Source organism: Alteromonas sp. RW2A1, from assembly GCF_001886475.1.
GTDB classification, from domain to species: Bacteria; Pseudomonadota; Gammaproteobacteria; order Enterobacterales; family Alteromonadaceae; genus Alteromonas; species Alteromonas hispanica.
This window is the reverse complement of record NZ_CP018031.1, coordinates 3,303,996-3,322,491: the sequence shown is the minus strand read 5'-3', so window position 1 is coordinate 3,322,491 and position 18,496 is coordinate 3,303,996. Positions and strand designations below refer to the sequence as shown.

The window sequence follows — 18,496 nt, the reverse complement described above, 5'->3', positions numbered from 1 at the left end:
GCAAGCTAATTATCAACAAGCTCGGGTTTTGCTTAATCAATAAGGCCAACTTATGTACCAATTCACCATAGACGTTACGTTTACTGTACCTCTTTCGTTTATTTATGCTTCATTTCATGAAGTCGAATATTTGTCACAATGGTTTGCGCCGGGTAACTGCTCAGTTACGCAAGTGATGAACGATTTTAAAGAAGGCGGACGATATCGAATTAAGATGATGGAGCCAAACGGTGTAGAAATGTCTCTAACAGGCGAATACGTAACTATACTCACCGATGAGCAATTGGCTTTTTCATGGGCGTGGGAAGATAACTTAGACGAGTCTCATATTACTTCCGTAAACATCCATTTTAATGAAGTGGAGCCGGATCGCATAAACGTAGTGTTATTGCAAAGCGGCTTCGTTAATAAAGAAGAGTGCGATCAGCATGAATACGCATGGATGTCATGTTTGGAAAAACTAGCGGTATTAACCGATAGACAAAAGGCGTTGAATTAATTTCTCGTGACCAATGCAATATCACTGCCGTTGAGCTTCGTTCACTGACAAGAGGCAAGTATAGAAGCCGGGCTTTGAATTTGCCCGGCTTTTTTCGTTGCTTATAATTTTTTGACGTTATCGCCGCTGTCACGGTCAATAAGTTTCACGAATGGGTCGACCCCAGCATAGTAAGGCTTTTCAGATACGGTTACGGTAATTTTATTTTCACCACTCACGATCTTATGCTTCGCCTTGTAGAGTATTTGACTGTCATCCTGTAACTCCGATGGCTCAACAGTAAAAATAGCAATATCCACCGACTCATCAAGAGGCTGTTCAGTTTCCATGCCCTGTCCGTCGGCAGCGAACTTCGCTCCACTAACTGAGAGCGTAACTTCATAAGTATCACCTAACGGTTCAACGGTTACGCTATCTAGTTTTAAATCATATAAGGTGATTTGTTCAAATAAATCAGCAATAAATGCTTGCTCATCGGGCGTAGCAACCGCATTGAGTTCTGCCTGTAGATTTAACGTAGTGGGGTATGGATTAGAATTAAAGCGAAAGTTATCGACCAGCTGTTTAAGCGCCGTATTCAAGCGCTCTTCACCAAGACGATCCAGAATTGACATCATCACCACCGAGCCTTTTCGATAATGGATGTATTGTTGGTTCTCACTGCGCATAAAGGCCATTTCTTCGAGTATTTCTCCGCTTCTTCCACGTAGATAGCTGTCTAGCTCGTATTTCAGGAAGCGACGAATCTGGTTGTCGCCGTAGCGCTTTTTCAGCACCATAATCGCACTGTACTGAGACAAACTCTCTGACAGTATAGCGCTACCTTGGACATCCGCAGCGCCCACCTGATGCCCCCACCATTGGTGTGCTACTTCATGAGCCGTTACATAATACACGTAGTCGATAGCTTCGGGATCGCGCAAGTCTGCAATAAAGCCAATGTTTTCAGAATAGGGCACTGTGTTGGCAAAACTTTGTGCAAAAGAGCGATAGCCAGGAAATTCGATAATACGCATTTGCTTATGTTGATATGGACCAAATTCAGCTTCAAAGTAGTCCAGTGAATCTTTTACGCCCTGTATCATCACATCCACATTCCAGGAATGTTTAGCATCGTAATACACTTCAATGTTTACGCCATTATGCTTATCGCGTTTCACTTCATGTTTGGCAGATAAAAAAGAATAAAATGCCACCATGGGTGAATCCATTTTGTAATGAAAATAGCGCCTGCCGTTTTTTGTCCACTCTTTTTGCAAGTATCCAGGGGCAATGGCGATCTGCTCTGGCGAGGTTGAAACGGTGGTTTCAAAGTCTATAAAGTCGACGCCTTTGCCAAAAAAGCTTTGTGAATACTTACTACTATCTTCAAGCTTATTGGCTCTTGGCCTTTCAGGTAAATCCCGTTTACGACGCTCATGGCGGTCATTGATTAGCAAGTCGCTGCGAAACCCCATCACGGGAAAAAGTGAATAGTTGTCGATAAAGGTGCCGTTTTCGGCCAAAGCAACATCGAAATCACGATCTTTGAAGCCAGCGTGATCCCTCACAACACTGATGTTACCAGCGATTTCAGCACCAGGTGCCAACGGCTTTTTGAATTCAAGCCACGCTGAACGGTATTCTGGCATCATTTCCACAATTTCTGCGCCGGGTATATCGATATTCCACTCTGGAGTATGCTGCGGATAAGACACTAAAACGCGACTGATAGGAGTATCTTGCTTATTCTTAACCACTACTTCAGCAGAAGCTTCAATGCGGCGCTGGTGAGGGTAGATATCCACCAACGCATTTACTTGGGTGATTACCGGAATGTTGGCATTTTCAAACTCTACGAACTTTTGCTCGTATTCAGCGCGCCTGTCAAGACCTTCATCTCGACCTACAAATTCATTGAGAATTTTGGTGTTGTAATGAATAAAGCCGCCGCTAGCTATAAATACTACTAGGCTGGCTGCTAACAAGCTTTTGCCGCTTTTACCTAATTGATAGCCAAGCAACTTAACGCGATCTTTAAGCTTAGATTCAGGGCCGCGTTGCCAAAGGCCATAGCCTACTACCGATAGTGCCAGACTTAATGCGCCCCAGTAGAGCATGTACCAGTTAAAGCCGGTTAAGAACCATCCATAGCCGTTCAGGTCGGAATATAACACGTTTGGTGCCCCACCAATTGCCCACATGTTATGCTCTATACCTATCTGATTAAGTACGAGAGAAGAAATTAAATAGGCTGAAGCGATCAACATGCCTAAATACTTATTCGGACTAAGCACTTGAATAAAAAACACCAGAACTGTTATCCACATCCAAGGCAGTAATTCAACATAGAAGAGTTGGCTGATATACAAGCCCAGTTCGAGGTTGCTATAGCCTTGGGAAAGCTGGAAGAAAATAGTAAAAACCATGCCTACCGCGTATAACACCGCTAGTACAGCCCACATAGATAGAAGCTTCGACACCCAGAATACCGCATTAAAAACGGGGGTAGACTCAATAATATCGCCCATTCCGCTGGTGCGTTCACGCCACACAATTTCACCGCTGTAGTAAATCAGCACAATCATCATGGTTAAACCAAAATTGTCCACGATAGCGCCCGTCATAGTTTGTGTAAGCGGCCAGTTGTCTGTGCCATATAGCCCACCGTAAGGAACAGCATACAAAGAAGAGAGTTGGAAAATACTAAATAACATCAGCACAATCATGGCTGGGCTGAACAAAACCTGGCGCATTTCAAAGCCCAGTGTTGTTACAAATTTTTGCCACTGGTGTGCTGCAGAAGCTTGGTAATCAATGCGGTTACCGCTTGGGGCTGGCACTCTCGATGCCTTTGTCGGCCTTACTTTTTTGTTACCTTGTTGCCATTTGAAAGAGAATAAGTTCCCGAATAGAACCAGCACTATACCGCCGATAGCAAGCCAAATTAGCCTGTTTTGCAACAAAACTCCTTCCAGCGCTATGACAGTTTGGTTTTTATCAAACACAGTCCAATAGCGGCTGAGTTCGCCAAAAGTGCGTAAGGCAAATGGATCAAGTAAAGCGCCTATCTCGCGATACTCAGGTTCGCTGGTGAGCGTTCCACCCACCACGTACACAATAAATACGCCTAATGCGGTAAGGTATGCGGCCATCATTGAGCGTACCCGCTGCGTCAACGCATAAAAAATCATACCCATGGCTAGAAAGCCTGGAACCGTAATATAGAAAAACACAGTTAAGTAAAAACTAAAATTTGTAGGACCAACGCGCTCGGGGTCAACCCATGGCATGAGTGAGCCAACTAGAATTCCCAATGGCACAGTTGCAAACACCGTTAACGTTATCAGCAACGCTCCTAAAAAACGCCCCAGTTGATATTGCAGAGGGTTAACTGGCCTCGTGTAGATTAGCTCACTCATTTGTGAAGTATGATTACGAGTAGCGGTGCCAGCGATAAAATTCACAAGTAAAAAGAGTGCAAAAACTCCCATAATTAGAATGGTTTGCGCAATGGCATAGGTGCCGTTGTAAAGTACATTACCACCACCGCCAATGCGCACGCCGTCTGTTGCGGTAGCTAAAAACGGCAATAGGAAAAATACTAAGGAAGTAACGATAAAAGATGGCTGACGCAGATAATATCGCCATTCAAAACCAAGCGTCTTTAAAAACATAGCAGCTCTCCTTATGCTGCTTTCGCGGCGTTTTTACGAGATTCGTAAAGCGTTGAGAAGTAGACGTCTTCGAGATTTGCCGGTGCGGCTTCAAACCCTTCCGGTGCGTCATCAGCCATGATATGAACAACATGTTTTCCAGCTATAAGGCGCGATGAAATGAGGCTGTATTGCTGTTCAATTTCCTTTAGTTCTTCAAGACTGACTTGCTTACACCAAATGCGACCTTTTAGCTGGTAGGTCAGCTCAATAGGATTGCCTTCGAGAAGGATCTGACCCTGCCCGAGAACGGCCATGTTCGGGCACAACTCCGAGACATCATCAACTATGTGTGTGGAAAGAATAATCACTTTTTCTTCACCAAGACTCACCAGTAAATTATGGAATCGGTTGCGCTCTTCTGGGTCCAGCCCAGCGGTAGGTTCATCTACAATAATTAAATCTGGATCGCCTAGTAATGCCTGAGCTATTCCAAACCGCTGTCGCATTCCTCCTGAATAGCCGCTTACTGCTTTATCCCGGTGCTGCCATAAGTTGGTATGTACCAATAGGCCTTCTACTGCTTCTTTACGTTCGGCTTTGTTACTTAGCCCTTTTAAAATGGCCAGGTGGTCCAATAGTTTTTCTGCGCTTATTCTAGGGTAAACACCAAAATCTTGTGGCAGGTAACCAAGACGCTGACGCAATTCATTGGGACTCGCAATTACGTCGGTACCGTCAAAGGTGATACTGCCGGAATCTGGTGCCTGCAAGGTTGCAATAGTGCGCATTAGTGATGATTTGCCAGCGCCATTTGGCCCTAAAAGACCGAACATTCCTTTAGGAATACTTAAATTAATACCGTCGAGGGCACGCACGCCGTTAGAGTAGGTTTTTGTAAGTTGGTTAATGGAAAGCATGAGGCTCAATCCCTTGATTAAATTGTGTACACTTACACTACAGTACTCCTACTTAATAGCTACTGGCAACTTGTAACAATTTATTGAATGACAAAAATTTTCTGCGTTAATTTGCCAAGCGGCGCATTAAAAGACAGTAGGTCTTATCATTTCTTCACCCAATCACCGTTTTCATTCTTCTCATACTTTTGCTTTACTGCCGACCAAGCTACTTTAAAGGCAACCTCTTCTCGTGAGTCATCACCATCTCTATCGTCCGGGTTTTTATATTGTTCATAGGCATTGTTATATGCCTCTTTGAAAATTTCTTCGGCATGAGAGGGTAGGTTATCTTGAACCTGTTCAGGTAAGTCGCTTTTTTTATCGTAGGGCATAACGTTCTCCATTCAGTGATTACGGTAGCTTTAGAAGCCACAGTGCTTATCAGTATCGCCGTGCGTACTATTCAATTTTTACAGCTCTGTGATAAAAAGGATTACAAATGATGTGGCGGCTAGGGCGGGTACCTCAAATAAAAACGCCTAATCGCAGTAAAACGATTAGGCGCTTTTGAGTATCACTTCATGGTAGTGAGGGTTAGGTTAGCGAGGACATCGCCTCTTTACCGCTAGATTCCTCATAGGTTTCGTAGTCGGTATAACCTTCCTCGCCGCCACCATACCATGTGGATGGGTCATCAAATGGTGTAAGCGGATAGTCGTTCTTAAAGCGCGTTGGAAGGTCGGGGTTAGTGATCCATGGTCTGCCAAACGCAATCATGTCACCATCGCCATCACTAATTCGCTTTTCAGCTTCTTCTTTTGTGTAACCACAGTTGCCGATAATTAGACCGTCGAACAAAGCTCTGAATTCTGCTAGGGTCATTGGCTCGCCGCGTTCGTGAAAACCAAACGCCAATCCGTCCATAACATGCAGGTAGCCTACTTTCAGTTTATTCAGCTGCTGAGCAACATAGGTGAACGTTTCTCTGTAATCGTCTGCGCCCATGTCGTTAAATACACCGTTTGGCGAGAGACGAACGCCCACATCTTGTGCTGGCCAAACGCTAAGCACGGCATCCATTACCTCAGAGAGAAAGCGGTAACGGTTTTCTAAGCTACCACCATACGCATCATCACGCTGATTGCTGCGGCTATCTAAAAATTGATTTATGAGATAACCATTAGCCGCATGAACTTCGATACCGTCGAAGCCAGCCGCTTTTGCATTTATCGCCGCTTTTTTGAAGTCTTTTACCGTGCGCTGAATATCATCGGCCGTCATAGCGCGAGGTACTTCGTAAGGCTTTTTACCTTTGGGCGTATGAATTTCGTCGCCTTCAATTTTTATGGCCGAGGCTGAAAACGGCAGTTCACCGTTGTGGAAGTCGCTGTGCGAAGCGCGGCCAGTATGCCAAAGCTGTAATACTATTTTACCGCCAGCGTTGTGTACGCGGTTTATTATTGAGCGCCAGCCTTCTACCATTTCGTCGGTATAGATACCCGGCGCATTAACCCAGCCCACGCCCTCAGGGGATATTGATGTAGCCTCGGAAATGATGAGCCCTGCGTCGGCACGCTGAACGTATTGATCGCCCATAATTTTGTTAGGAATGTTTTCATTTCCTGCGCGGCCTCGGGTCATAGGCGCCAGTACCATTCTATTTTGCAATGTCTTTCCAGCCCATTCGATGGGTTGGAATAATGCTGAATCTGTCATTAAGTATCCTTTGTGGTTTCTACTTTAGTCGTAGTGAATACTTAGGTGGGTGTAACTTGGATTGATTCAATAGGTGATATTAGTGCGAAACTTTATAATAAAGATGTTTTGAGTCTGTAAAAGCTAGGGCGTGTTACTCTTTTTTATAAAGCGCCCCTAGAACCGCGGCTCTGCTGGCTCCAGTAACCTGAGGCACATTTCCTTTAATATTATTTAAATTCGCAAAAGCTAACCATGCAAACGCGGCTCCTTCAACATGTTGCGGGTGTATACCTAACGTGTGCGAAGTCAAAACCTTATAATTTGGTAAGGCTATGGTGAGGTGGTCCATGAGTTCGCGGTTAAAAGCTCCACCGCCACAGGCTATAACTTCAATGCCCTCAGCTACAGCATTACCGTTTTTGCTCAAAGTCTCTTTAATCGCGTGCTGAATACCGTCAGATATTGTGTGCGCAGTTAATGCTAAAAGAGTTGCCTGTATATCACATGGCTGAAGCTCGTTTTCTTTACTATTTTCATTTTCTGAGCTGGCGTCCTCTTTGCCCGGGTGGGCCGCAAATGAAGAGGATAGGTAATTGCTCAACCAATCTATATTAAAATACTCGCGCCCTGTGCTTTTGGGAAATGGCCGCGCGAAGTACTTATCCTTAAGCATGTGAGTGAGCAGCTCTTCATTTACAGTGCCTGTGGACGCCCACTCACCGTTGCTGTCGTATGTTTTATTGAGATGCAGTCGAATCCAGTTGTCCATTAAGGTATTACCTGGACCGGTGTCAAAACCCATAGGTGAATGCTGAAGTTTACTCGGCGAAAGAACCGTAATGTTTGCAATACCGCCAATATTTACCAAAACTCGATATTTTGATGGGTGTGAAAAAACCGCATTGTGATAAGCGGGAACAAGAGGAGCTCCTTGCCCACCCAGTGCAATGTCTTTTTTCCTGAAGTCGGCGACTACGTCAATATCCGTTAATACTGCTAACGTATTTGCATCTCCAATTTGACACGTGAAACCGCGTATATTGTCTTTGCCAAAGCTTACCGAAAGCACGTCGCAATTAGGATGGTGTCTGACTGTTTGCCCATGAGATCCAATGGCTGTTATATCAAAAGAAGATAGGTTCTCTTGCTTTAACAGCGAGTTAACAGCGTCGGCAAACACTTCTGCCACAAGCCTATCGGCCACGGCTAGCGTATTAAGTTCGTTTACGCCTTCTACGCACAATGCGTTAAGCGCAGCAAGAAGTTCCTTGGGGTAGGGTAGAGAGTAAGCAGCTAGCGTATTGCAAGAATCTCTGGTTATATCGCAAAGGACGGCATCTACGCCGTCCATGCTTGTTCCAGACATCAAACCAATGTACTTGGCCATTTACCGGGCCTTTAGTTTTGCTGTTTGTTTAGTCAAGGTGTTATCGCATAGCAAGCATAATACGCTTGTTGTTATCCAGCTGCTCTTGTCTTACTGATGCAATTTCCATAAACCTTGCACGTTCTTCTTTTGCAATAGGTAATGCCTTTGGTAATTGAACCGTTCTGGGGTTACGGTGCACGCCATCCACTAAAAATTCGTAGTGAACGTGAGGGCCAGAAGCAAGCCCAGTGCTGCCGAGATAACCAATGGTTTGCCCTTGTTTTACCGTATCACCCACTTTTACCGCGCGCTTTCTAAAGTGCAGGTATTTAGTGGTGTATTTCTCACCGTGCTTTATAAATACGTGGTGACCATTGTATTTGTCATAAGATGACTTCACTACTTTACCATCACCAGCAGCCATAACGGGTGTGCCTACTTTGGCAACATAATCCGTACCTCTGTGGGCTTTCCAACGCTTTTGTACTGGGTGAAATCGAGCTTTAGTAAAGTTGGAGCTTACGTATCTAAAGTTAACCGGTGCTCGCAAAAAGCTTTTGCGCATGCTGCGGCCGTCAGGTGTGTAGTAGCGGCCGTCTTCATGCAATATGGCGCTGAACTGTTCGCCTTGGTTAGTAAATTCGGCGGCTACAATATCGCCATAACCAACAAACTCGCCGTCAATATATTGTTCTTCAAACACCACGTTGAAGGTGTCTCCAGCGCGTATTTCCATTGCGAAATCAATATCCCAACCAAAAATACCCGCAAGGTTCATTATTTGATTGCTACTCATGCCTGCATCGCGGGCTGCGTTCCAGAAGCTTGATTTAATTTCACCTTGCGCAAAGTTGTAGCGAATATCTACATTTCGCTTTTCCAGCTCTGCGGTCAGTTTTTTTGTATTGCTTTCGCTCTTATCTTGGCGCACCAATAGAGTTTCTGTGGGCGAAAGCGCGTATTTGAGTTCACTAAAACGGCCTTCATTATCTGCTTTAAATGAAAGCTCATCTCCGGGAAGCAGTGTTACGAGGGTTTTAGTTAACTCGCCAGCGTTAGTGACATTGTAAACATCCCGTGATGTGAACCCGGCTCGTTTAAAAATTTTAGCTAGGGTGTCGCCGCTTCGCACCTTGTAGGTATGCCAAGACGACTCGTCTTCGCCCACAAAAACATCAGAGGAAGGCGTTAGATCAATAGCAATAGGATAGCGAACACCCGCATCAAGTGCCATTGCTTCGGTGTGACGACTCGCTTCCACCGGCTCTGACGGTAAAAGGATTAGCGCGCCTAAAAACATGCTGGCAATGGCCAAGCCTGTCCGGTGCTGCTTTGGTAACTTTTTAATTAAATTGACTGCTTTAGAAGCGTCTAATGTCTTTCTCATACTACTGACCACCAGAGAAACCTTGTCTGCAGGGTACCATTTTTCACATTATTTATCTCGATAATACTATTTCACATAGGTTGCATACAAATGCAACTTTTCTCGTTACAAATTAGTATAAAATATAAGCATGTATGGTGATGCTCCCCTGTGTTGCTAATTTACTTTGACGCTTTTGACCTGCCATTTTTAGCCACCACTTTGATCAACCATAATGCCCTTACCGGTAATATGACGTTTGGTATTCCGATTTTTGACGACTAAACCTTTTAATGGTTCCCTTGTATGCGTAAAATGCCGCTCATTAATAAATGACTGTTATCAAAGAGTGTGATTAACAAATGACTGACTGGCAAACGGCTCTCGCTGAGATTAAACGGGGCGTTGATGAAATTCTCCCTGAAGAGGATTTGATTGAAAAATTAAAATCTGGAAAAACCCTAACAATTAAAGCTGGCTTCGATCCTACTGCGCCTGATCTTCATCTTGGTCACACTGTGCTAATTAACAAGATGCGCACTTTCCAACAGCTTGGGCATAAAGTCGTTTTTCTCATTGGCGACTTTACCGGCCTTATTGGCGATCCAACGGGCAAGAACGTTACCCGCAAGCCGTTGAGCAAAGAGCAAGTATTAGAAAACGCTAAAACGTATCAAGAGCAAGTCTTCAAAATTTTAGACAAAGAGAAAACAGAAATTCGTTTTAACTCTGAATGGATGGACGGACTTGGTGCGGCGGGCATGATCAAACTTGCAGCAAGCCAAACCGTTGCCCGTATGCTAGAGCGTGATGACTTTAAAAAGCGTTACAACAACGGCCAGCCTATCGCTATTCACGAGTTCTTGTATCCGCTGGTGCAAGGTTGGGACTCTGTGGCTCTTGAATCAGATGTTGAGTTAGGCGGTACCGATCAGCGCTTTAACCTACTTATGGGGCGTGAGCTTCAAAAAGAGCAGGGGCAAAAGCAGCAGTCGATTGTGATGGTTCCGCTACTTGAAGGCCTAGACGGCGTTCAGAAAATGTCAAAGTCGTTGAACAATTACATTGGTATTACAGACACGCCTAATGAGATGTTCGGTAAGGTAATGTCTATTTCTGATGATTTGATGTGGCGCTACTATGACCTAGTTAGCTTCCGTCCTCTTGAGGAAATTGCAGAGCTTAAAGCTCGCGTTGAAAGCGGAGAGAACCCTCGCGATATTAAAATCATGCTGGCAAAAGAAATCATTGCTCGTTTCCACGACGATGCAGCAGCAGAAGGCGCACACCAAGACTTTATCCAACGCTTCCAGAAAAATGCTATCCCTGATGACATGCCAGAGCTTGAAATTGCATTAAGCGACGAAGGCATCGCTATCGGCAATTTGTTAAAAGAAGCGAAGCTTGTTGGTTCAACGTCAGATGCCATGCGCATGATTAAACAAGGCGCAGTTAAAATAAACGGCGACAAAGTAGAAGACACCCGTTTAGTGATTACCGAAAAAGGTGAAAACGTGTATCAGGTAGGTAAACGCAAGTTTGCCCGTATCACGCTAGCTTAATGCTTCACTAAAATTCTATTCGAAAGCCCGCTAATTTGAGCGGGCTTTTTTTTGACAAAAGTGCGTTTAAAACGAAAGGAGCATCTCTGCGCCTTCACACTCACAATACCCAGAACAAACTGGGCAGTCGTAGCCTTCGTGGATAGAAGCGTGCTGCCATTTGTTCGCGTGCTTTCTCACAAGCACTCCACCATTTTTCGAAAAATACTTAAATGCACTATTTCCAGGACTTGCTAGCCAAATATGTGCAAGCCCAGCAACGGCGCCTTGTGCTTTAGCACTCTCTATGGATTTTGCCAATAGCGCGCTGCCAATACCTAAAGCTTGCTTTAAGGGGCTAACCGTATTGCACTTAAAGTAGCATACCTTTTCTTTATCCACGTTCCACAAGTGTGGAGAACACCATTTATCTTGTGTCCATTGGGTATGAGCAAAGGTAAGTCTAAAACCTACAACTGTATTGTTTTGCAGGGCAAGCCAGCTCGCATTAATATTGTTATGAAAGCTGCGGTTGTAATAATTAGCCAGTAACTCAGGCGTTAAATAATTATCACCGTGAACCGAATTACCCAGCTCAATTACACCTTCAAAATGTTCTGGACTCAGTTGAATAAAAGTAATGGTGTCTGTGGCTGTTTCAGCAGAGCCTGTTGTACTCAAAGCAGCTTCATCGCGCTTCTCTATATTCGACCCCATTTTTTAACTATCGTCCTTCATTCCATCTAGGTGGACATCAAGCGCTTCAACAGAAATCAGTATTTCTCTTACAGACATCCACAAAGAATAAAGCAACGACACTAAGCTAGCGGCAAAGATCCAATTACCTACTTTTTGATAGGTGAGATAGATGGCAAGCATTGATACTACGCAAAGAAAGAAGCTGCCAACGCCGGCAATTTGCATACGCTTTATTAGTTGAATTCGTTGCCGTAAATTGGTTATTTGGGCTACCGTATTATCGTTGCGTTCCTCTTTTGAGAAATTCCGAATAATGGTTGCCAAAGTAAGAAACCTGTTCGTATACGCTAAAAGCAGTAACGAAATAGCAGGGAATAGCATAGCGGGAGTAGCAATATCTATCTTCATGGGATTCACGAAAAAAATGTCATGAAAAAAGTGTATCACATAGACGAGAAGGGAACACAGCGTTGCTTTCGTTCATAAAGAGAGTGAATTCTTCAATAACAGGAACATGTTAGAACGTTTTAACCAGTGGTTACATCTGTTCTAAAGCGAGACCCGCTTCGTTCCACCCTAGAATGTCGCCTTCAAGATGCATAACATCAGTAAAGTCGTGCTCTTGTAATACCTTCATAGCAAGCTTGGCTCGTCTACCCGAACGGCAGTAAATGATGATAGGTTTGTTTTTGTGTTGTTCAAGTTTGCTTAAGTAACCGTTTATATTCTCGTGGGGCATGTTAATAGCACCAGGTATATGACCGTCGGCATATTCCTCAGGAGATCTAACGTCGATAAGCAGCCAGTCATTACTTGCTACTCGTTCAAGCAAGTATGGAGAGGCCTCAACTTCTTTTTGAGTAGTTGCTTTAGCTGTAAACTGTAGAGATAGAAATAGCGCAATACCTACAGCAACTAAAAAACCAGTAACGACCAATCGCATGTTGACCTTTTCCTTCGCGGCTATGCTATTAATAAGACAATGCACTTATTAAGATACTACAAACCCAAGCATTTGTTTTAGATGTTTAGTACTTTTATCAATTAAGAATTGATACCAATGCAAAGTTGTTTTAGTTCATCGGCAAGTCGCAGCGAGAAACGACTTGTTATATCTGGGTCAACGGTGATTAACTCGGCTTTCAAGAATTCGCGATGTGGTGCCCAAAAAGAGGATAACGTTTGTGGGCTCTCTTTACTTGCTGCAATTAACGCCTCGGGCTGACGCTTCAATACCTCGGTCACCGACACCTGCGGGTAATCAACAGGGCTGTCATAAAATGCAGATTGCGCGCCGCATATATTGAGTAATTTGTTAGGCCATGCATTCGGACCCACTGTCATTAGAGGGGCAGCCCAAGAATAGTAAAATACTGGTTTAAATGGTTTACTCGAAAAGGTGTTTCGAAGTGTCGCTATTTGCTGAGCAAATGCAGATGCCAGTGCTTTTGCTTGAGGTGCAGTATTCGTCATTGCACCTAGTCGAATTAATTCGGAGGGAATGTCATCAACGTCGGTTATTGCACTATAAAACACCTTCAGTCCTAATGATGATAGCTTCTGTATGTCTTGAGGCTTATTTCCTCCTTTCCAGGCCAAAACAAGATCTGGCTGTAATGAGAGAATCGCAGTCATATCAATGCCTTGATAATCAGCCACCCGTGGCAGCGTCTTTGCAGCTTCAGGGTAATCACTGTAATCGCTAACCGCCACAAGGTTTGTGCCTAACCCCAAGCTGTATACCCATTCGGTGAGGTGAGGAGCTAAGCTGACAATACGAATTTCATTACGAGTATCAGTTTCAGGGCTCCCACTTATATCCAAATCACTTAAATCTCGCTCACTTGCCATATGAGCCCATGCTTGTGCAACAGCGCACATACTGAGTAAAAAAAGCGCTAAGACACGTTGTTTATTAACGAGAGGTATTGTTAAATAGCGAGCTGTACGAATGAGAAAAGTCCTTCTGCTAAGCATTTATTATCATAATAACAAGAGTTGCAAGGGCTGTGACGACGATCATTGCATTTATCACCGTTCTCTTTACATACACCATGCTTGAAAAGGTAACATCTCTATTTCCCCCTACTCGCGGGTAGCGTATCTTTTGGTTAGCATAAATAGCAGGCCCGCCTAGCTTTATATTATGAATGCCACCAAGTGCCGCTAACAGCAAGGAGGTTTTGTCCTTTGATGGGCAGCGCTTCATAGCCTTAATACCCATTATAGGTTTGCTACTTATTAAGGTCGCTAACGCGCCAATTATTGCTGGGGGGATTACTAAAATAGAAACAATACGCCTTACTGGTAATGCAAATAACGCCATTTTTGGGTCGCGGTAATGCCATTGCCAGGATGTTAAAAGCAGCAGTCGATAAATTAACGCACCCATAGCCCCAAAAGCGACATAATAAAAAATAACGCCGCAAAATAGATACAAAAACTTAAGCCACAGCGACTCGATAGATGCCTTTGCCATGCCCATATCGGTTAACGTATCACACTGCCTTGCGGTGATGCTGGACACCATTTCACGGGCTAAGGACTTTTTGTTTTTCCCTACGGTAAAGAGCACTCTTTTATACTGCTGGCGTTGATAGCCGTAGTCGAGTAACACCACCATAATTATGGCTTCAAAAAACACAGGGTATTGAGCGATTGATACCAATATGCCAAGACAGACAACAAGAGGGCTGAGCAGTACAACAGCCGCCAAAGCACCCGAAATATAATGCTGGCTAGCCGCAAACTTTTGAGAAGGAAGTACTTTGCGCCCCATTTGATTGACCAAATAGCGCATAAGCGTAAGCGGGTGGGTTTGTTGAGGCCATCGCCAAGATGCATCTACGGCGATGGCCAACCAAAGTATTAATAGCGGCTTAAAGTCAATTCCGCTAACTAAAAAGTCCATTATTAAATCAAGCCTTAGCTAGGGAAAAGTTTAGGCAGCATATCAGGCTACATGCTCAAGCGACATGCTCAAGCGACATGACTAGGCTGCATGATCATTAAACATGATTAAGCAACAAAGCAAGGCCAAAGCGAGCTAAGCAAAGTCTTTGATCATAGCCATTACAAGCTCTGCAGAATGTTTAGCGGCGGTGTCCAAATACTCTTTAAAGCTAACCGAGGAGGTTTTACCAGCAATATCGGATAAAGAGCGAATAACAAGGAACGGCGTGTTCAGCATATAGCAAACTTGCCCAATGGCTGCGCCCTCCATTTCAACCGCTTTCATTTCGGGGTAGTCCTCTCTTAGCTTTGCTACGGCTTCGTCGCTACCGATAAAAGCGTCGCCAGTGCAAATGAGTCCGCTTGTCGACTGTATTTCAGAAATGTGTGCTGTCGCTTTTTTGGCGGTGTCGATAAGGGCGTCATCACAGCGAAAATCTTCAGGCATACCTGCGCATTGGCCTAATTTGTACCCAAAGTGCGTAAGGTTGGCATCGTGATGAATAACGTGGGTAGCTACAACGACATCGCCAATGTTAAGATTCTTATCAAAGCCACCAGCAGAGCCAGTGTTCACTACTGCATCGGGGGCGTACTGCTCAATAAGAACAGTTGTTGCTATGGCGGCTGCAACTTTACCAATGCCGCATTTTACCAAAATAACTTCGATACCACTTAGTGTGCCTTCGTAAAACGTTAAATGCTTCCACTTAGTTTCTTTCAAATCGTCAAGCGACGCTTTCAGTAGCGCAACTTCTTCATCCATTGCACCTAAAATACCAATTCGTTTCATAGTTTTACCGACATGTGAGCGTGTTAATGAGTGCTATTGCACGGCTTCATTAAAGATTATAGCAGTGCTAAAACTAGCAACTGTATAGATATATATTCGTAATTGTATAAGTAATGGGAGAAAACTGATAGAAAAATGCCTTTGTTGTAGTGGCTAATCGTTAGATAGCGATACAACAAAGGCAGGGGGAAGAGGAGGTAATCTAATTAAGCTGCGGCAGGGCGGCTAGATCTTATTGGTCGAGTAGGGCGTTTTGTTGGCTCTGGGTTAAGTGTAGGCTGTTGCGCCATTTTTTGCTGAAGACGGCGATAGGGGACAAGTTTATTTTCAAGACACTCGCGAATATCTTCCACGCTGTAACCAGATTTCACTTTAATACGCACATGAGGCACGCCTGCAGCGTCTAGTGCGCCTGTAACAAACCAGTCTTTTTGTGTTTTATAGCCGTCTTTGCCTTGGTTATGTACTAAATCAATGGCTAAAACCGGGCTCATGGTGTCTTTCTCAACAAGCACAAAATCTAGCTGACGACTTGATGCTCGAGATACTGCTTGCGTGGCAGTTTTCTTTTTTGTCGATTGACGAACTGTCACCATGTCGTTGAGGCGAACTCGGCACATTACTCTGAATTCACGGCCAACGGCTTGTTCAATTAACGTTAAAAATGAGCATTCCACTTGGGTAAAAAGTTGCGGCTTACGACGAAATGGAAATGCCATTCCTCCGTCAGACAATTTTATGGCGCCTAGAGCAACGACAATAAGTAACATCATTAAAATAATTGCCAATTCCATCTTTATCCTCACATATTTCAATCAATATCAGCGTCAAAAAGGTGACGCTTAATCAAGCTAGACCTTTGGTACTAGTGACTTTGCAATGCAGATGCCAATAATGATTATTAAGTGTGAAAGTCTGTGATGAGAGGGGGAATGAGAGGTAATTGTGAAATCAGAGGTTATGAAAAATAAGTAGAGGGGTAATTAAGAGTCGCTATCGCAATGCTTTTTCAAGTACCGCAGCTACATCTAGCAGCGCGCCTTCGTTACCTGGAACAGCTGCAAGCATAATACCCGGCAGTAACCCGGTTTTTTTGTCAGCAAATCCGCGAGCAGGTACGGTAATGCTAGATAAGTCGAGTATGTTAACCAGTGTGTGAGCAGTAATCTGTTTGTTCAGGCCTGGTTTCATTAATGTCGCTTTATTCATTGCGCCGTGTTCAGGGGCAAGCATGCCCAGCGTGGGTAAGCACAGTATTCCGTCAGGCCCCATTAACTGCCGGTAGTGCTTTCGCGCCTGTTCATAGGTTTCTATAACACTAGCTAACTCAGCCTGTCCTCGAGGCCGGTATAGACAATGAATAAGCGAAAGCCATAGGAAAAAGCCATGCTGTACGGTAGGGCGCCCTGTTATTTGACGCAGCGCTTCGCTTATGGTCGAAAAGGGCTTACCTTCGCTAGATAGCCACTTTTTCCATGTGGAAATCATTTCACCAGTAACCAGTTTTGGAACATTCATAAACAGCGTTTTAATATCGTTAAAAACCGGTTCATGCTTGCTCATACCGGCTACTTGCAACTCTTTTAGTGCAGCTTCATAGGCCGAGCTAATACACTGGTCTTTCGCCTCAAATGGGTAATTGCGCGGAGCAATTAGTTGTAATCCATTTATGCTTGCTGGCGGTTGTGGAGGCGTGTCGGCTATTACGGAATACGCAAGGCGAGCATCGCGCACACTTCTGGTGAGTGGGCCTATTCCATTGAATGTTTCAAAATAAGGCCCTGATTGAGGATATACCGAAGTTTTGTTTATTGCTCCAGAGTGCGGTCTAAAGCCAACTAAACCGCAAAACGCAGCAGGGATGCGTATAGAGCCTAAAATGTCAGTACCAAAGCCCATAGGTGATACGCCACTGGCGACAAGTGCGCCTTCGCCACCGGTAGAGCCTCCAGGAACAAGACGTTGATCTTTTGGATGATTGGTGCGGCCAAAGCGCAAATTATCCGTTTCGGCCGTCATCACAAATTCAGGAACATTGCTTCGCGCAATAACAATGGCTCCTGCCGCCTTTAGTCGCTCAACGACTGGAGCATCCTTTGAACATTGAATAGGCTGCATGCGCCGGCTACCAATAGTAATCTGCTCACCTGCCAGGGCATACGTTTCTTTGAGGGTTATTGGTAAGCCTGATAACGGCCCGGCAATGGGGTTTTCAGCGGCGGCTAATGCCTGTTCGGCAAACACTTGAGTTGCCGCGTTTAATATTGGATTTACAAAACGCAGCCTTTCCAGACTTGCTTTCACAAGTTGCTTGCTGGTGCACTCACCCTTGCGCATTTGTTCAAGCATTGCGGTGGCATCGGGCTGGTTGTGGAGAGTTAAGTCTGTCATTTTACAACGCTCTCCCTAAAGGCTAGCTATTTCGCAGCCACCAAAATATCGACTTGGGCACCCGTGTTATCTGGTGAAATTACAATTTTGGTATGACGTTCTTTTGATGTAATGAGCGTGCGCTGATTAACGGCTGGATGGGTTTTGAACATCGGCAATTGCTCTTTGTAAAAGCTAATTACCTGAGATGGAGACATAGCGGTGTGGTAAACCATAGCCGCCGGAATTTCGCTTTCAAATTGCTGGCACTGCGTGGCATCTGAAGACAATACAATTGAATGGAACTCACTAGGGCATGATACTGTGCTTGGCGTACCCATAGCAGCACCGCTTTGTAATTTTTCCTGCTGCGCCACCGATAGTTTATCAGCATGCGTAACCCCACTCCCCAATAATGTAAGGGTAACAGCAACGGTTTTCAGCAACAGTTGTGTACTGGGCAAAAAGCTTAACTTGTTATTCATGGTGAACACATTCTCATTATATTTATATATTGTTGCGCTAACCTTATACACGGATTCATATCCCGTATAGATAGAGTATTTGGATTAACACTTATTTGATAGTAAAAAGAATAGCGAAGAACTTCAACTGAACCTTTGTTCTTTCAGGTATATCAAAAGCGAAAAGGGTATACCGTATATTTATCCA

At 44.3% G+C, this 18,496-nt stretch carries 17 protein-coding genes; 2 read left to right on the top strand and 15 right to left on the bottom strand.

From position 1 onward, the window contains the following. The first annotated feature begins 52 nt into the window (after positions 1 to 52). Positions 53 to 499, top strand: coding sequence for an SRPBCC family protein (locus tag BM528_RS14735; RefSeq protein ID WP_071980481.1), 447 nt, complete (start codon positions 53 to 55; stop codon positions 497 to 499). Positions 500 to 600: 101 nt separating this feature from the next. On the opposite strand, the gene BM528_RS14730 is transcribed toward BM528_RS14735, so the two are convergent. The 6 genes from BM528_RS14730 to BM528_RS14705 form a co-directional block, all read right to left on the bottom strand. Further along, positions 601 to 4,155 carry an ABC transporter permease/M1 family aminopeptidase gene (locus BM528_RS14730; RefSeq protein WP_071980480.1) on the bottom strand — a complete coding sequence of 1,185 codons (3,555 nt, stop codon included), beginning with the start codon at positions 4,153 to 4,155 and terminating at the stop codon, positions 601 to 603. Positions 4,156 to 4,166: 11 nt separating this feature from the next. After that, on the bottom strand, positions 4,167 to 5,054 hold the full coding sequence (locus BM528_RS14725; RefSeq protein ID WP_071980479.1) for an ABC transporter ATP-binding protein: 888 nt from the start codon (positions 5,052 to 5,054) through the stop codon (positions 4,167 to 4,169). A 146-nt stretch (positions 5,055 to 5,200) separates the two neighbouring features. Further along, on the bottom strand, positions 5,201 to 5,428 hold the full coding sequence (locus BM528_RS14720; RefSeq protein WP_071980478.1) for a ChaB family protein: 228 nt from the start codon (positions 5,426 to 5,428) through the stop codon (positions 5,201 to 5,203). A 202-nt stretch (positions 5,429 to 5,630) separates the two neighbouring features. After that, positions 5,631 to 6,752, bottom strand: a complete 1,122-nt coding sequence (locus BM528_RS14715; protein ID WP_071980477.1) for an alkene reductase — start codon at positions 6,750 to 6,752, stop codon at positions 5,631 to 5,633. Between the two features lie 133 nt (positions 6,753 to 6,885). After that, complete coding sequence (locus BM528_RS14710) at positions 6,886 to 8,121, bottom strand: anhydro-N-acetylmuramic acid kinase (RefSeq protein WP_071980476.1); 1,236 nt, start codon at positions 8,119 to 8,121, stop codon at positions 6,886 to 6,888. A gap of 40 nt (positions 8,122 to 8,161) precedes the next feature. Continuing rightward, a complete protein-coding gene (locus BM528_RS14705) occupies positions 8,162 to 9,490 on the bottom strand; it encodes a peptidoglycan DD-metalloendopeptidase family protein (RefSeq protein WP_071980475.1) in 1,329 nt (442 codons plus the stop codon). 341 nt (positions 9,491 to 9,831) lie between these two features. On the opposite strand from BM528_RS14705, the gene tyrS reads away from it, so the two are divergent. Then, on the top strand, positions 9,832 to 11,031 hold the full coding sequence (tyrS, locus tag BM528_RS14700) for a tyrosine--tRNA ligase (RefSeq protein ID WP_071980474.1): 1,200 nt from the start codon (positions 9,832 to 9,834) through the stop codon (positions 11,029 to 11,031). A gap of 66 nt (positions 11,032 to 11,097) precedes the next feature. Here the strand turns inward: tyrS and BM528_RS14695 are convergent, their stop codons facing one another. The 9 genes from BM528_RS14695 to BM528_RS14655 form a co-directional block, all read right to left on the bottom strand. Then, a complete protein-coding gene (locus BM528_RS14695; protein ID WP_083595304.1) occupies positions 11,098 to 11,727 on the bottom strand; it encodes a GNAT family N-acetyltransferase in 630 nt (209 codons plus the stop codon). Between the two features lie 3 nt (positions 11,728 to 11,730). After that, a complete protein-coding gene (locus tag BM528_RS14690; protein WP_071981339.1) occupies positions 11,731 to 12,117 on the bottom strand; it encodes a DUF2721 domain-containing protein in 387 nt (128 codons plus the stop codon). Between the two features lie 130 nt (positions 12,118 to 12,247). Beyond that, the gene (locus BM528_RS14685; protein ID WP_071980473.1) at positions 12,248 to 12,652 is read right to left on the bottom strand and encodes a rhodanese-like domain-containing protein; all 405 of its coding nucleotides are present in this window, start codon (positions 12,650 to 12,652) and stop codon (positions 12,248 to 12,250) included. A 101-nt stretch (positions 12,653 to 12,753) separates the two neighbouring features. Next, positions 12,754 to 13,560, bottom strand: coding sequence for a cobalamin-binding protein (locus BM528_RS14680; RefSeq protein WP_232230499.1), 807 nt, complete (start codon positions 13,558 to 13,560; stop codon positions 12,754 to 12,756). 118 nt (positions 13,561 to 13,678) lie between these two features. Continuing rightward, the gene (locus BM528_RS14675) at positions 13,679 to 14,620 is read right to left on the bottom strand and encodes a cobalamin biosynthesis protein CobD/CbiB (protein ID WP_071980471.1); all 942 of its coding nucleotides are present in this window, start codon (positions 14,618 to 14,620) and stop codon (positions 13,679 to 13,681) included. A 135-nt stretch (positions 14,621 to 14,755) separates the two neighbouring features. After that, positions 14,756 to 15,454 carry a 5'-methylthioadenosine/adenosylhomocysteine nucleosidase gene (locus BM528_RS14670; RefSeq protein ID WP_071980470.1) on the bottom strand — a complete coding sequence of 233 codons (699 nt, stop codon included), beginning with the start codon at positions 15,452 to 15,454 and terminating at the stop codon, positions 14,756 to 14,758. A 206-nt stretch (positions 15,455 to 15,660) separates the two neighbouring features. Next, complete coding sequence (locus BM528_RS14665; RefSeq protein WP_071980469.1) at positions 15,661 to 16,248, bottom strand: DUF2726 domain-containing protein; 588 nt, start codon at positions 16,246 to 16,248, stop codon at positions 15,661 to 15,663. 199 nt (positions 16,249 to 16,447) lie between these two features. Further along, positions 16,448 to 17,845: an amidase gene (locus tag BM528_RS14660; protein WP_071980468.1), complete on the bottom strand. Its 1,398-nt coding sequence runs from the start codon at positions 17,843 to 17,845 to the stop codon at positions 16,448 to 16,450. 26 nt (positions 17,846 to 17,871) lie between these two features. After that, positions 17,872 to 18,309 (bottom strand): hypothetical protein, encoded by a 438-nt coding sequence (locus tag BM528_RS14655; protein WP_071980467.1) that lies wholly within the window; start codon positions 18,307 to 18,309, stop codon positions 17,872 to 17,874. Positions 18,310 to 18,496 lie beyond the last annotated feature (187 nt).

What these genes read in the sequence shown, in the direction of transcription:
- BM528_RS14735 (WP_071980481.1), top strand. Translation starts at nt 53, where the DNA reads ATGTACCAATTCACCATAGACGTTACGTTTACTGTACCTCTTTCGTTT.
- BM528_RS14730 (WP_071980480.1), bottom strand. Translation starts at nt 4,155, where the DNA reads ATGTTTTTAAAGACGCTTGGTTTTGAATGGCGATATTATCTGCGTCAG.
- BM528_RS14725 (WP_071980479.1), bottom strand. Translation starts at nt 5,054, where the DNA reads ATGCTTTCCATTAACCAACTTACAAAAACCTACTCTAACGGCGTGCGT.
- BM528_RS14720 (WP_071980478.1), bottom strand. Translation starts at nt 5,428, where the DNA reads ATGCCCTACGATAAAAAAAGCGACTTACCTGAACAGGTTCAAGATAAC.
- BM528_RS14715 (WP_071980477.1), bottom strand. Translation starts at nt 6,752, where the DNA reads ATGACAGATTCAGCATTATTCCAACCCATCGAATGGGCTGGAAAGACA.
- BM528_RS14710 (WP_071980476.1), bottom strand. Translation starts at nt 8,121, where the DNA reads ATGGCCAAGTACATTGGTTTGATGTCTGGAACAAGCATGGACGGCGTA.
- BM528_RS14705 (WP_071980475.1), bottom strand. Translation starts at nt 9,490, where the DNA reads ATGAGAAAGACATTAGACGCTTCTAAAGCAGTCAATTTAATTAAAAAG.
- tyrS (WP_071980474.1), top strand. Translation starts at nt 9,832, where the DNA reads ATGACTGACTGGCAAACGGCTCTCGCTGAGATTAAACGGGGCGTTGAT.
- BM528_RS14695 (WP_083595304.1), bottom strand. Translation starts at nt 11,727, where the DNA reads ATGGGGTCGAATATAGAGAAGCGCGATGAAGCTGCTTTGAGTACAACA.
- BM528_RS14690 (WP_071981339.1), bottom strand. Translation starts at nt 12,117, where the DNA reads ATGAAGATAGATATTGCTACTCCCGCTATGCTATTCCCTGCTATTTCG.
- BM528_RS14685 (WP_071980473.1), bottom strand. Translation starts at nt 12,652, where the DNA reads ATGCGATTGGTCGTTACTGGTTTTTTAGTTGCTGTAGGTATTGCGCTA.
- BM528_RS14680 (WP_232230499.1), bottom strand. Translation starts at nt 13,560, where the DNA reads ATGGCAAGTGAGCGAGATTTAAGTGATTTGGATATAAGTGGGAGCCCT.
- BM528_RS14675 (WP_071980471.1), bottom strand. Translation starts at nt 14,620, where the DNA reads ATGGACTTTTTAGTTAGCGGAATTGACTTTAAGCCGCTATTAATACTT.
- BM528_RS14670 (WP_071980470.1), bottom strand. Translation starts at nt 15,454, where the DNA reads ATGAAACGAATTGGTATTTTAGGTGCAATGGATGAAGAAGTTGCGCTA.
- BM528_RS14665 (WP_071980469.1), bottom strand. Translation starts at nt 16,248, where the DNA reads ATGGAATTGGCAATTATTTTAATGATGTTACTTATTGTCGTTGCTCTA.
- BM528_RS14660 (WP_071980468.1), bottom strand. Translation starts at nt 17,845, where the DNA reads ATGACAGACTTAACTCTCCACAACCAGCCCGATGCCACCGCAATGCTT.
- BM528_RS14655 (WP_071980467.1), bottom strand. Translation starts at nt 18,309, where the DNA reads ATGAATAACAAGTTAAGCTTTTTGCCCAGTACACAACTGTTGCTGAAA.